Source organism: Vibrio sp. 10N.261.52.A1, from assembly GCF_002876325.1.
Lineage (GTDB): Bacteria > Pseudomonadota > Gammaproteobacteria > Enterobacterales > Vibrionaceae > Vibrio > Vibrio chagasii.
Genome location: NZ_MCYD01001422.1, coordinates 1 through 296 on the forward strand (window position 1 = coordinate 1; position 296 = coordinate 296).

Consider the following 296-nt stretch of genomic DNA (forward strand, 5'->3'; position numbering starts at 1 on the left):
ATTATTGTTGGTGACTCGCTAGGCATGGTGGCTTATGGGTTTGACTCTACGTTACCAGTTACCATAGAAATGATGATTTCCCACGGTTCAGCCGTAGTCCGTGGCGCCGAAACATCTTGCGTAATAGTAGATATGCCCTTTGGCAGCTACCAGGAATCGAAAGAATTGGCGTATAAAAATGCAGCCGAAGTTATGGCCCAGACAGGAGCCCAAGGTATCAAAGTCGAAGGTGGCCCCGAAATGCTCGAAACAGTGGAGTTTCTAATTCAAAGAGGTATACCGGTAATGCCTCATAT

At 46.6% G+C, this 296-nt stretch carries 1 protein-coding gene; it reads left to right on the top strand.

Features of this window, described 5'->3' with window-relative positions:
* The coding region (locus BCT81_RS28695; protein WP_198596988.1) for a 3-methyl-2-oxobutanoate hydroxymethyltransferase at nucleotides 1-296 on the top strand (296 nt) is incomplete at both ends.